The sequence below is a fragment of the Thiothrix fructosivorans genome, assembly GCF_017349355.1.
GTDB classification, from domain to species: domain Bacteria; phylum Pseudomonadota; class Gammaproteobacteria; order Thiotrichales; family Thiotrichaceae; genus Thiothrix; species Thiothrix fructosivorans.
This window is the reverse complement of record NZ_JAFMPM010000006.1, coordinates 1185863-1200160: the sequence shown is the minus strand read 5'-3', so window position 1 is coordinate 1200160 and position 14298 is coordinate 1185863. Positions and strand designations below refer to the sequence as shown.

Annotated in this window: 9 protein-coding genes; 3 read left to right on the top strand and 6 right to left on the bottom strand. The window is 47.6% G+C overall.

The genetic code is table 11. The features are described 5' to 3' along the window. Nucleotides 1-102: 102 nt before the first annotated feature. Complete coding sequence (gene rpiA / locus J1836_RS09260) at nucleotides 103-759, bottom strand: ribose-5-phosphate isomerase RpiA (protein ID WP_207250838.1); 657 nt, start codon at nucleotides 757-759, stop codon at nucleotides 103-105. 93 nt (nucleotides 760-852) lie between these two features. Between rpiA and ilvA the strand changes: the two genes are divergently transcribed. Beyond that, nucleotides 853-2364, top strand: a complete 1512-nt coding sequence (gene ilvA / locus J1836_RS09255) for a threonine ammonia-lyase, biosynthetic (RefSeq protein WP_207250837.1) — start codon at nucleotides 853-855, stop codon at nucleotides 2362-2364. Between the two features lie 52 nt (nucleotides 2365-2416). On the opposite strand, the gene J1836_RS09250 is transcribed toward ilvA, so the two are convergent. Both J1836_RS09250 and J1836_RS09245 read right to left on the bottom strand, forming a co-directional pair. Then, nucleotides 2417-4807 (bottom strand): M10 family metallopeptidase C-terminal domain-containing protein, encoded by a 2391-nt coding sequence (locus tag J1836_RS09250; RefSeq protein ID WP_207250836.1) that lies wholly within the window; start codon nucleotides 4805-4807, stop codon nucleotides 2417-2419. Nucleotides 4808-4953: 146 nt separating this feature from the next. Continuing rightward, nucleotides 4954-5637, bottom strand: coding sequence for a pseudouridine synthase (locus J1836_RS09245; protein WP_207250835.1), 684 nt, complete (start codon nucleotides 5635-5637; stop codon nucleotides 4954-4956). Between the two features lie 137 nt (nucleotides 5638-5774). On the opposite strand from J1836_RS09245, the gene J1836_RS09240 reads away from it, so the two are divergent. Beyond that, nucleotides 5775-9941: a hypothetical protein gene (locus tag J1836_RS09240; RefSeq protein WP_207250834.1), complete on the top strand. Its 4167-nt coding sequence runs from the start codon at nucleotides 5775-5777 to the stop codon at nucleotides 9939-9941. A 118-nt stretch (nucleotides 9942-10059) separates the two neighbouring features. After that, nucleotides 10060-11238, top strand: coding sequence for a PilT/PilU family type 4a pilus ATPase (locus J1836_RS09235; RefSeq protein ID WP_207250833.1), 1179 nt, complete (start codon nucleotides 10060-10062; stop codon nucleotides 11236-11238). On the opposite strand, the gene argS is transcribed toward J1836_RS09235, so the two are convergent. The 3 genes from argS to J1836_RS22100 form a co-directional block, all read right to left on the bottom strand. After that, entirely contained in the window at nucleotides 11239-12963 is a 1725-nt protein-coding gene (gene argS, locus J1836_RS09230; RefSeq protein ID WP_207250832.1) for an arginine--tRNA ligase, read from the bottom strand. Between the two features lie 254 nt (nucleotides 12964-13217). Continuing rightward, a complete protein-coding gene (locus J1836_RS21540; RefSeq protein ID WP_242632789.1) occupies nucleotides 13218-13907 on the bottom strand; it encodes a group II intron maturase-specific domain-containing protein in 690 nt (229 codons plus the stop codon). Further along, complete coding sequence (locus J1836_RS22100) at nucleotides 13876-14271, bottom strand: reverse transcriptase/maturase family protein (protein WP_504970739.1); 396 nt, start codon at nucleotides 14269-14271, stop codon at nucleotides 13876-13878. Before J1836_RS22100 ends, J1836_RS21540 begins: the two co-directional genes overlap by 32 nt. Nucleotides 14272-14298: the final 27 nt, after the last annotated feature.

The following is a 14298-nucleotide window of genomic DNA, read 5'->3' as shown; positions in this document are numbered from 1 at the left end:
ATAGATTTTATCTATTGATTAATCTATATGACAGTGATGATAAATGCAACATTAATACTGCATTCATATCGAATCCTTTAATGGGGCTGGCATTGAGCGTGCTTAGACCAAGGTTTTTACACCGTTTGCACCTGCCAAAATCAGCACATCCGCCGGACGAATCGCAAACAAGCCGTTGGTGACAACGCCCGGAATCTGGTTAAGGCGGTTTTCCATTGCCACCCCATCAGTAATTTCCAGCCCGTGAACGTCGATAATAATATTGCCGTTATCGGTGGTGAAACCCGCCCGCAGCACCGGATTTCCCCCCAGTTTCACCATTTCACGCGCCACCAACGCTTGTGCCATCGGAATCACTTCCAGCGGCAATGGGAACTTACCCAGCGTTTTCACCAACTTGGAATCGTCGGCAATGCACACGAATTTATCGCTTGCGCCCGCCACGATCTTTTCGCGGGTCAATGCACCGCCGCCGCCTTTCACCAAATGCAAATCTTCGTTGGACTCGTCCGCGCCATCGACGTACAGCGACAATTGCCCTGCATCGTTCAAATCCAATACGCGAAAGCCGTGCGCTTCCAAACGCTTGGCGCTGGCGATGGAGCTGGCAACGGTCGCTTCCACCTTGTGTTTGATCCCTGCCAGCAGGTCGATGAAGTGGTTGGCGGTCGAACCCGTACCAATGCCCACGATCATGCCCGGTTGGACGTATACCAGCGCGGCTTCTGCTGCCGCTTTTTTCATAGCATCTTGGCTCATAAACTTTCCTGTGATGTTGTAAAAATCTTTCGCAAACCGAAGTTTGCAATATACTAGCCCACACGTAAAGGCAGAGCCGCAAAAGTTGGAATTATGAACAAATCGCTGATCAAACGCATTCTCACCGCTCGCGTCTATGACGTGGCTATTGAAACCCCGCTGGAACGAGCGCGTAGCTTAAGCTCGCGGCTAGGCAATGACATTTACCTCAAGCGCGAAGACTTGCAGCCGGTGTTTTCCTTCAAGCTGCGCGGCGCATTCAACAAAATGTTTTTGCTCTCGCCGGAAGAACGCGCCCACGGGGTAGTGGCTGCCTCCGCTGGCAACCATGCACAAGGCGTGGCGTTGTCGGGTGCAAAACTTGGCATTAAAACCACCATCGTCATGCCCGTCACCACGCCCGACATCAAGGTAAATGCGGTGAAAGCGTTTGGCGGCAATGCGGTATTGCATGGCAATTCTTACGACGAAGCCTATGCTTACGCCCGCGAATTAGAACGCGAACATCACATGACGTTCGTGCATCCGTTCGACGATCTGGATGTGATTGCGGGGCAAGGCACGATTGGCATGGAAATCCTGCGCCAACATTCCGACCCGATTGAAGCAGTGTTTTTGTGCGTCGGCGGCGGCGGCTTGATTGCAGGGGTGGGCAGTTACCTCAAATATTTGTACCCCAACATCAAAATTATCGGCGTGGAACACGAAGAAGCCCCGACACTTTCCACCTCCCTCGCGGCGGGCGAACGGGTGCAATTGGCGCAAGTCGGTACATTTGCCGATGGCGCGGCAGTCAAGCTGATTGGCGAAAAGACCTTCGAGATTGCCAAAAACATCGTCGATGAAGTGTTGTTAGTCAGCACCGACGAAACCTGCGCCGCCATCAAGGATGTGTTTGAAGACACCCGCACCCTGCTCGAACCCGCTGGCGCATTAGCCGTGGCGGGGATGAAAAAATATGTCGCTGAACACAAGCTGCAAGGCAAACACCTGATTGCGATTGCCAGTGGTGCGAACATCAACTTCGACCGCTTGCGCCACGTTGCCGAACGTGCCGAGTTGGGCGAGGGGCGTGAAATGTTGCTGGCAGTGACGATTCCTGAACGTCCAGGCAGTTTCCGCGAATTCTGCCACGACATCAGCAACCGCCCAATCACCGAATTCAATTACCGCTATGCGGATGCGCGGGACGCGCAAGTGTTCGCCGGGGTGAAGATTGCGGGTAAGCAGGAACGCGCTACCTTGCTGGGGAATTTGCAAGCAAAAGGCTATTCTGTCACCGATTTGACCGATAACGAGGTGGCGAAGATTCACCTGCGTTACATGGTGGGCGGGCATTCCAATGGCGCGGAGCATGAGGTGCTGTACCGTTTCACCTTCCCCGAACGCCCCGGTGCGTTGCTGCATTTCCTCACCAGCATGAGTGCGGGGTGGAATATTAGCTTGTTCCATTACCGCAATCATGGCTCGGATTTCGGGCGTGTGTTGGTGGGAATGCAAGTGCCAGAACAGGAACGCGGCGAGTTCTGCGAGTTCTTGGAGAAGCTGGGGTATGAGTATTGGGATGAGACGGAGAATCCGGCTTATCAGCGGTTTTTGGGATAAATTAAAAAACCTGCACTCACTAACCATGGGTGCAGGTTATTTTTTGCCGTACTTACAGACTACCAATCCACATGGAATAAGTTGTATCACTCCAATCAGAGAAGTCTACTGCATTACCCGCTAAATCTGTTGCGGCTAATTTAGTGGAAAACGATAAATCAATGTCACCTGAACCTTTTGAAGCAGCTTTAATGCCAATGTCATAAGCCCACAAGTCATCACCAAGCTTCTTTTCGGTGACACCAGTAATACTTGCCAACTTATTACTCAAAATAAAGTCTTGTTTGTCGAAGCCAACCAATTTCTCAATAGTCATGACTCGAATGCTGCCTTTCGCACCATTTTTGATTACTTCATCTCCACCTATTTCAATTAAAGAATATGATGGATCTAATGCATCATAGGTTATATCAAGAGATGTAGTCTTTTTTGAAACATTGCCAGCAACATCCATTTGGCGGAATTCAAATTTATCTTGCCAACCACTACCATCATTTTCAAAACCGACATTTTCCAATTCGATATAAAACTGATTAAGATCGATTAAAGTTGATTTACCCACAGACAACCAATCATCGGAAACGACCATCCAATCTGAACCTATTGGATCAGATTCAGAATCTGCTTTAAGACGATATTCAATAACCGCGTCTTTTTCGAGACCCGTTACTTTTAATGTAGCATCCGCAGTAACCTTATCGCCTTTTTTTCCGGTATCATTAAGCAAACTCACCGATAAATTGGCTGGCACTTTGGTATCGATAGTAAATGACTCTAAAGTAGCTATTGTACCATCTTGGTTAACAGACAATGTATACGTTCCATCACCAAGCCCAGTCTTGGCTTTAGTAGGTACAACAAAAACACCCTCCTCATCAATACCTGCTAAAAGAGAGTCTGCTTTCCCGACTATTTTTTCTACGCCTGTTTTAGAAATAGATTTAAGTGTATAAGTAATATCACCCGCATCCAAGTCATAACCTGATAATTGGAAACGTTTATCATTGGTAATATTATCGTCTGACGCAATACCCGTATCATTGAACAATGTCAAAGTAACATCCGTATCGACAGTTCCACCTAAAACGGAAATGTCTTGCACCTCGCCGTTATCAAATTGAACCTGCTCGACATCTACCACCGTCAATGTATTGCCATCGTCAAAGAAAATAGTGGTTTCTCCCGTATTAACACTATTCACGACATGATCAACGGTAAAACCAGCAATATTTAACGTATCGACACCCGTGCCACCTGAAAAATAATCATCCCCAGCGGTTGTTGTAAATAAATCATCACCCATACCGCCTTCAAAGCGGTTATTGGCAACATTGCCGACAAACTGATCATTACCTGAACCACCCAATGCATTTTCAATTAATGAAGAAGTATTACCTGCAAACAAAAAAGCATTGTAAACATTACCGCGTGCATTTTCCCCTGAACTTGAATATTCAGCCAATAATGCTTGTTGTTCTGACGACAATACTGTCCAAGCACCTGGTGCAAGGTTAATCATTAAATCATCGGAGTAATCCGAAAAATCATAGGTATCATTACCAGCACCATCCCAAACCGTTTCAAAAATAACATTGGTATTGCTACCAGTACGCCCTACGCCATTAATGGTAATGGTACTGGAATCGGGTGACCAATGATAAACGGTATCTTCAGCATGGTATTGATAATTTGCACCATACATATATTGTAATGCTAATATATCTGATGCCATAAATGAAAGAGCCGCACTACCGTCGGCAAAAGTCGTATAATCCGTAATACCACCTAAGGCAGTACGGTACGTCATAATGGAATATTCGTTAGTATCTTTATCGTATGGCAATACGTCAAAAATCCCACCATCACTATCATGCCCGTGTTTTAAGCCTAATGCATGACCAATTTCATGAGCAATCGTGAACCATGACCAGTTACCAGCCGTAGGTGTATCTGCAACATCAGGTCCCAGGAATATGTCGCCACCCGCAGAACTACTTGATGGGTAATAAGCATAAGCCGTGGATGGGTAGTCTGATTGAGCAAAGCGTAACTGAGCGATATTGGTGGCACTGGCAGTGGTTTGTGTAAACGTCAATTGGGTAAAACCTGCGACACTGTCAAATACCCGTTTAGCAATAGCCTGTTGTCCACTCGTTAAGGCTGCAAAACCATCGGTAATACTATTCTGGTCATAATACCCTGTACCATACTGATTGGCAGAGGTAGGAAAACTGTAATTTAGGTTATGTGCAGACCATTTAACCCCTGTTAACAATCCCCGAAAGTCTTGGATACTTTGTAGACCACTGTCTTCTATGTGCGTATAGACTTCATACGGGTCAAGCACATTCGTGGCACTCCCCGGTTTCCCCCCCATGCCACCATCATCAATTAAGTTGTTAGTAGGGGCTAGTTTGCCATCATTTGGGTCATTCATGTACATGAGAAAATCTCCGAAGTTAGCTAGCCCTTGACAAATGAAGAATAGAAATTATTTGTTGCAAACTTTATCATAAAAAAAATCAATGAACAAATAATTATGTCACTTCAATATGACTGACTCACACACTTCACCGTCACAGCAACGCACTAAACATGTTCTTGCGTAAGCAACGCCCGCCACTCACCGGACGAAAGCTCCGCATCTAGCACCAAGCCGCCAATTCGCTCACGATGCAACGCCTCTACTCGATTCCCTACCGCTGCAAACATGCGTTTTACCTGATGGTACTTGCCTTCCGAAATCGTTACGCGTGCCTGTTTCTCCGGCAAAATTTCCACCTCAGCGGGTTTCGTTAGCCCCTTTTCACCGTGCAATTGCACCCCAGCACGCAACGCTTGCGCCCCCGCCTCCGACAATTCCCACGCCAACGTTGCCAGATAGGTTTTTGGCACATGATGTTTCGGTGCAGAAATACGATGTGACCAATCACCGTCATTAGTGAGCAACAACAAACCCGTCGTATCCTTATCCAAGCGCCCCACCACATGCAGCGTATGGCGGTGCGGATGATCAATCAAATCTAGCACCGTGCGATGTTCCGTATCTTCAGTAGCACTCACCACGCCCGCTGGTTTGTGCAACATCAAATAGATTGCTCCCGGCAATACAATTTTCTCCTCATCCAACAATACCTCCGATGCAGGATCAATATGAGTCGATGTCTTGGTAATGTTCTCCCCATTCACCCTCACCTGCCCCCAGCGGATCACTTTGACGGCTTCGGAACGTGGCATTCCAGTGGACTGGCTAACGAACTGATCTAAACGCATATTTTGCTCTCATGTATCATAGATGGAACTTATGTAAACTTATTGATACGGGTGTAAAAATAAAATATAGTCAACAAAGGACTTGCTTATAAATAGATTCTATTGAATCAACAACCCCTCACTGGAGTGTGACCACTATGGCTATCAAAAAACCTGCCAAACTGACTGTAACATTGAACGCGGATACAGGCTCAAGCAAAAAAGACAAGATTACTTACGACGCCACCGTAAAGTTAAGCAAACTCGATGCCAGCAATACCCTTGAATGGTTCGACAGCACTACCGAGACGTGGGAATCCGTCGACACACTCTTATTAAGTTCAGTCGATGCAAACAAGAAAACAGCATTGCTAAATATTGCTGATCTGCTAGGTGAGGACTTTGCCAACCAAACCTTGGAATTCCGGCAAGTCAATACCACCGGCACAGCATCAGATGCGACTAGCCTCACATTCACTTACGACACCACAGCACCAGAACTCATCGAAATCATCCCACCCGACGTTGACACTCTTCTCAACAAGGGTACAAGCGTGGTACGTATCACCAGTAATGAAAAATTAACGGGTTTAGACGCTAAAGACTTCAGCCTCAGCTCGACACTCGCTAGTATCAAAAGTGTTAAAGAAACAAAAATTTCTGATGAAGAATGGGCTTACAACGTCACCATCAGTGCCGCCAGCAAAGGCAATGGTGACGTATCCTTGATGTTCGCCAGCACCGCAGCGGCAACCGATATTGCAGGTAATGCCATCGATTTCAGTGCGTTTATTGAAACACCACTAGCAAACTTCTGGATCGGCAACGATAGCTTGTTGGTTAGCCTTGTTGAAGATACAGGACCCAGTTTTGTTAAAAAAGCCAACAAAGATGGCATTACCCATAACGGCGAAATCAAACTGGACGCAATCAAACCTGATGCACTAGTAGAGTTCCGTATCAAGGCAGGCTCGGCCAGTATCCCCGACGGTTTAGATGAATGGTTGACGATTGATGATTTAAGTATGGATGGCTCATCGGCGACTGTGGATCTTGCTTATCTCTACGAGTTAGCTGGTTTATCACTCGACGACATGCCAATGGGTGGTTGGAAAGACACCTTCGAATTCCACCAAGTAAACGTGGAAACAGATAAAGCCTCTATGATCAGCACACTGGCATTTACCTATGATGTTATCGCCCCCACGATTACCGACAGCATGACGGATGCCGATACCCTGCTGAACGGCAAAACGACTGTTGTGCATCTGTACAGTGATGAACAATTACAAGGCATCGACAAAGCTGACTTCGCTTTCAGTGATACCACCCTTGCTTCCATCAAAAGTGTCAGTAAAGGCAAATTCGATACAACCACTGAACAGTGGGTCTACGATGTTACTGTCTTAGCCAGTAAGGGAAGCGTCAGCGGGGCAACCACCCTTAAACTGGCTGATAATGCCTCTATTACCGATTTAGCAGGTAATGCGGCTGATGCAAGTAACTTTTCTGAAGGATTAGCTGACTTCTGGATCGGCAAATACGATGACAAACTATCGGTCAGTCTCGTTGAAGATACCAGCTCTAGTGCCGTTAATTCCAACAAAGATGGCATCACTTACAACGGCATGATTAAGCTGAATGGCATAAAATCTGATACTGTCATCGAATTTCGTATCAAACCTGACTCTGCAAGTTTACCCGATGGCTCGGGTGATGAATGGATAACGATTGATTTAGATGAAACCGGCATATCTGCCACACTGGATAGTGTTTACTTGTACGAATTGGCAGGTGTATCACTAGATGAGATGCCACCAACAGGCTGGAAAGACACATTCGAGTTCCATCAAGTCAATCAAACAACAGGGAAAATGTCTGAAGCCACACCCATCACTTTCACTTATGATTCAGTGGCAGCATACATTGACTATATTGAGATGGATAGCGGCGATTCCTTACCCAATGGTGAAACAACCATCATTCATTTGTATAGCAGCGAAAAACTACAAGGGCTGGATAAGAACGACTTCACGTTGAGCGATCCATCACTGGCATCTATAAAGAGTGTTACTGGAGCACTTGATAATGACCTCCAGCAATGGGTATATGATGTCGCTGTATCCAGTACAAGCGAAGAACTAGGGGGAATTACAACACTACAGTTAAGTGAAAATGCTTCGGTTACTGACGTAGCGGGTAATGAATTTGGGTTTGAGGGTTATGATATACCCGTTGGCGACGTTATCATGTCATTTACCGCCACACTAGACGGCGATTATGGCGTATCAGATCAAGACAATATCACTGACTTTGCTGCCTTTAAATTTACGGGGGTTATAGCCAATACTAGTATTGAATTCCGCCTAAAAGAAGGCTCAGAAAGCAGCGAAAACGGGTATGGGCAAGATTGGTCAACCATTCCAAATGAACTCTTAGATTACTATTCAGACGATACAGACGTTTATGCTTATTACTGGCAATTATATGATCTAATAGGAGTAAACTATTGGGATGAAGTTGATGGCTTAGAAGATATTTGGGAATTCCGGCAAGTGGATGCGGACGGGCAAGTACTCGAAACCGCCGAACCCTTAACAGTGACGATTGACACATGGCATCCTACCCTGATCAATAGTGACGTATTAGAACCAATTCAAAATGGACAAACACGCACCATTCAATTTTTAACGGAAGAACAGATTTTTGGTCTGACTAAAGACACGATTCAAATTAACAATAGCGCACTAGCATCTATTACTGATATTCAGGAATATCAACTAGATGATGGTCAGTGGGCTTATGATATTTCCGTGAAGGCAACAACAAATGGTCAAGGCGAATTAATATTATCATTACCGCCAACAAGCCATGCTACAGATGCCGCAGGAAATCAGGCAACACTGATGCGTGACGATTATAACTATGCTATTTGGGTAGGTGAGAATCCAGATGCTCCCGTAGCAAGTTTAGTCAACGATGCAGGCGTAAAAGGTGACAATATCACCAACAACAACCAATTGAGAATCTACGGTATCACTTCCACCGATACACTAGAATTCCGCTTCAAAGAAAATTCAACTATATATCCGCTTTTGAATGAAGAAGAAAGACAAGATTGGCGCAGCGTTAATGATATTCGCCATATTTCCGGCAATGTTGCACTTGTAGAATCAGTAATGGATCGGCAAGGGCTGGAGTATTGGTCTAATGAATACCCTGCCGGTTTTACTCAAGCCTACGAATTTCGTAAAGTCGACGCTGATGGCAATATTTCTGCTGTTTCTGATGAATTCATGTTTACCTTTGATCGAACTGCGCCCGAAATTGATGTCATCATGGATAATCCCGTCATTCCAAATGCTGGCAGTGCTGTTGTGCGTCTTCTCAGCACGGAACGCTTAATAAATGTCGATGAAAGTGCTGTTTGGTTAGATAATCCACAAGATTTGGCTTCAGTAGTGAGTGTCAACGAAGTATCAATGACAAACGGACAGTGGGCTTACGACATCACTGTGCAAGTAGGAACTAATGGAAACGGTATAGTCAGAGGTGGTTTACTTTGGTCTAATAATAATGGTGAGGTTGCTACTGACTTAGCGGGTAATCACCCCTACACTGAATTTACATTGTGGGCGGGTTCAAACCCACCCGATATGACCGCCACATTGAGCTATGACTCTGGAGAGTCTGATTCAGACAATATTACTCGTGATGTTGTATTCAGATTAGATGCTATCGATCACAGTAAGACTCAAGAAGTGCGTTTAAAATCGGGTTCTGAATTTGCACCGAATGGTACTGATTGGTTTAGTATTCCAGCAGATTTTTTCATTTATAATCAAGGTTTTTCCAAATCAGTTGCTGGTTCAGAGCTGTATCGCCTCTTAAACAATAACGAATACTTGAACTGGGAAACAATACCCGTGGATGGTCTGACAGATATTTGGGAGTTCCGCCAACAGGGTGATAACACCACATCTAGCGTAACGGTCATGTATGATCCTATTGCCACTCAAATCACGGAACTGGAAACGTCAATCTCAACCATTGCAAGAGGCGAAACGGGCTTATTACAATTCACCAGTAATGAACAATTAGTAGACTTAGCGCTGAATAATTTCAGAATATATGACGATCAGTCAGATTCAGCATTTGTCACTGACATTCAGGAAACGCAAGTGTCAGATAATGAATGGCAGTATGCTGTAGAAGTGACAGCAACAGATAGCGGCGACGACGAATTAGTCAACATACTCTTCAGTCATGGCGACGTAGCTGGAAACTACGTCGGTCAATATTTCGATATTTGGATCAGCGCATAATGCACATAGCATAAATTACGATTCAGTCACAACCGCTGTTCGCCACACGCTTGGCGAACAGCTCCTTCCCCGTTAGAGTAGTAAGCCATTACTAATAACAACACGGGAAAAGCCCACCATGAAACTCAAAGACTATCTACGCATCCTCGCCCATTACGACGGTTCCGACCTGTATTTAACCGCCGATCTCGAACCCAAAGCCAAATTCCAAGGCAAGCTCAAAGCCGTCGATAAAGTCATCATGACCCCCGACATGCTCAAAGCAATGGCTTACGAACTAATGAACCCCGAACAGCAGCAACAGTTTGAAAAGAAACCCGAAATGAACCTCGCCATCAGCGAAGAAGGCATCGGACGTTTCCGTGTCAATATCTTCAAACAACGTCACAAAATTGCGATGGTGATCCGTAACATCAAAACCGACATCCCCAACGCCGACAAACTCGGTTTACCGCAAGTCTTAAAAGACGTGATCATGGAAAAGCGCGGCTTGATCCTGTTCGTCGGCGGCACAGGTTCGGGCAAATCCACCTCACTCGCCGCCCTGATCGACCACCGCAACGCCAGTGCAGACGGGCATATCATCACCATCGAAGACCCGGTGGAATACGTGCATCCGCACAAGAAATGCATCATTAACCAGCGCGAAGTCGGTGTCGACACCGACAGCTACGAAGACGCACTCAAAAACACCCTGCGCCAAGCCCCCGACGTGATTTTAATCGGCGAAATCCGCGCCCAAGAAACGATGGAACACGCCCTCGCCTTTGCCGAAACCGGGCATCTGTGCCTTTCTACCCTGCACGCCAATAACGCCAACCAAGCCCTCGACCGCATTATCAACTTCTTCCCCGAAGAACGCCGCCACCAATTACTGATGGATTTATCTCTCAACCTCAAAGCCTTCGTTTCGCAACGCCTGATTCCCACCGTGGATGGCAAACGTGTCGCCGCCATCGAAATCCTGCTCGGCACACCCATGGTGCGCGACTTAATCATGAAAGGCGACGTACACGCCATCAAAGAAATCATGGAAAAATCCGAAGAACAGGGGATGCAAACCTTCGACAGCCACCTCTACAAGCTGTATTTGGCAGGGCAAATTTCGCTGGCGGAGACATTGCGCAATGCCGATTCGCCTAGCAATTTGAAGCTGAAGATTAATCTGTCGGGGAATTTGAATAAGCCACGTCCGACGGCTGCTGCACCTGCGCCAGAGGCAAACCCCAAGGCGGCAGATGACGATTTCATGGCGAAACTAGCGTTACAGCCGAAACCGGAAGCGGAATTGACGTAATTACATCCGCTCCAACACCCCAATCCCCAGCAAGCCCAAGCCAGTTTGCAGGGTTTGCGCGGTCAGATTCGCCAATTGCAAACGGCTGCTACGCACCTCTTCCGCCACACCCTCTTTCAAGATCGGGCAAGCTTCATAGAAGCTCATGAAGTTGCCCGCCAACTCATACAAATACGTACAAAGGTGGTTCGGCAAGCCTTCTTTCACCACGCTATCCGTCGCTTCGGTGAATTGCAGCAACTTCATCGCAAGGGTACGTTCAGCAGATTCTTGCAGCGAAATGGGGGAGCTAATCGCCTCCGCATCCACACCTGAGCGACGGAAAATGCTCTTAATCCGCGCATATGCATACTGCAAATACGGGGCTGTATTGCCCTCGAAACTCAGCATGGTTTCCCAATTGAAGATGTAATCCGAATTGCGGTTTTTAGACAGGTCGGCGTATTTGACCGCACCGATGCCGACCGTGCGGGCAATGTCGTGGCGTTCTGCCTCGCCCAATTCTGGGTTCTTGTCGGTAACGAGGATGAAAGCGCGTTCTTCCGCTTCGACCAACAAATCGACCAGCTTGACCGTGCCGCCGGAACGGGTTTTAAACGGCTTGCCATCTGCGCCGAGCATGTTGCCGAAGGGCATGTGTTCAAGCGAAATATCCTCGCGCACAAACCCCGCTTTACGCGCCAGCAAGAACACCTGTTGGAAATGCAACGCTTGGCGGGCATCGGTGAAATACAACGCACGGTCGATGTTCAACACGCCACTGCGATAACGTAAAGCCGCAAGGTCAGTGGTCGCATACAGATAACCACCGCCGGTTTTCTGCACAATAATTGGCGTAATGCTGCCATCTTTGTTTTTGAATTCGTCAAGGAACGCGCATTGTGCGCCCTGATCCTCCACTAGCAAGCCTTTCTCCTGCAACTCGCTGACAATGTTGGCTAAATCAGCGTTGTAGGCACTTTCCGGCATCACATCCGCCCGGGTCAAATGGACACCCAACCGCGCATAAACTTCCTCGCAATGGCGCAAGGAGGTGTCGATGAATTGCTGCCACAAGCCGAGGCATTCCGCATCACCCGATTGCAGTTTCACCACATAATCACGCGCCGCATCAGCAAAATCAGGTTCGTCGTCGAAACGCTTTTTGGCTTCGCGGTAGAAGGTTTCAAGGTCGGCAAGCTGCATCGACAATTCGCCGCTATGCGCTTTCAAGCTGACCATGTGCGCAATCAGCATTCCGAATTGCGTGCCCCAATCGCCAACGTGGTTTTGGCGAATAACCTTGTGTCCCTGGAATTCGAGGACGCGGGCGACGGCATCACCGATGATGGTGGAACGCAAATGCCCGACGTGCATTTCTTTGGCGAGGTTAGGGCCGGAATAATCGACGACGATGGTTTGAGAGTTGGGGGTGAGTTGTCGGGCTGAAGCCCGACCTACGGTTTCGCTCAACCACGTATTCTTTAGGTGGATATTGATGAAACCGGGGCCTGCGACTTCGAGTTTGTCGGCGAGATCGGACAAATCCAGCACTTCCAGCAAGCGCGTTGCCAGTTCTCGCGGGTTGGTTTTCAACTGCTTGGCGGCTGCCATCACGCCGTTAGCTTGGTAGTCGCCGAATTCAGGGCGGGCGGAGGGTTTCACAATGGCGGTCACGGTGTCAGGTGCGCCCAGCGTGTGCAGCGCGGCGGTAATACGGTCATCAAGCAGTTGGCGAATATTCATCAGACTCTTTTCGGGTTTGGGCAAAAGGGGGATTTTAGGCGGCTTAGGCAGTAGAATCCACCGTTCCTTTAAACTTATACAAACTTAACCAAGGTCAAGTTTGCGGTTAAATTCCTGCTTCATTGGGGCTGGTTTCACCTTCGGTTTGCACCGAGAGCCAGCGCCTTCCGTCGGGTAAGAACAGTACATTACTGCACCATCCTCCCCTAAGAACCGTACTTGTGATTTTCACCACATACGGCTCAAGCCTCTCTTCAGCCACTTTTCAGGGTGGTCGGCAACCCACGGTTTACACGGCTGTGTAATTGTCGGTGACAGTCCGGGTGCATTAAGACCAAGTTCCGCGAGTCATCCGTACCCCCTTTTACCCGCCATATAACATGGTGGACGTGCCACCCTGTTTGCTTGGTCAGGTTTTGCCCACAAGCGGTACACTTGCCGTCCTGTGAGTGCCAGAGGTATTTGATCCTAGCGCCGTGGGCTTCCTCCTTGAAGTGGCGTTGAAACCGCTCCTCAAAGTATTCTTCCTGCGCCGGGTCATAGGGGTTCGCATCTGCCTTAATCTTGACATGCCGGACAATGGGAACAGAGGATGCCTTGAACAGGTCAAGCCACACCCCATTCCCTTTCCTGTCCAGCACCTTTACCCTAAACGTCCAGTTACACCCATTGTGGTGAGGCCAATACTTAGCCTTGACCCACATTTTGGGTTTGTTGGGGTGTCGCCGTCTTGCCCATTTCCATAGCTTTTTCCAGATGGCATGATCAACATCGGAAAATGTTTCCTTTGCCACTTGGTTTTTGTGGTACTCCGTCCATCCCCGTATTTTGGGGTTGAGGAGGCGGATCAGGTTTTCCTGTGTGGCGGTCTTATTACTGTCTATCAGTTGCCTGATGCCTGCCAAGAAGTTTTTAACGTTCTTCTTGGCAGGTTTGATCATCATCTTCCCGTTGTACTTGCCGGAAATTCCAGCCCAGAAAGTCGAAACCTTCTGAGATGTTCACCACCTTGGTCTTTTCCGGTGAGAGGATTAGTCCCCTTGCCTCCAGAAACCGTTCAGTGATGGTTTTGGCTTCTTCCAGCACTTCCGGGCTTGTGCCCGTGATGATGAAGTCATCGGCATATCGGATATAATTGACCTTGGTCGCCCTGCCACGTCCAGTGATTTTTGGGAAGGCTTTAGCCAGTTTACCCGCCAATCCGTCCAGTGCCATGTTTGCCAGTACGGGGGATATGATACCGCCCTGTGGAGTGCCTGCTTCCGTATCGGAGCGCACCCCTTCCACACGAACCCTGCCTTCAGCCATTTCCTGAGTATCGCCGTATCCGTAGGG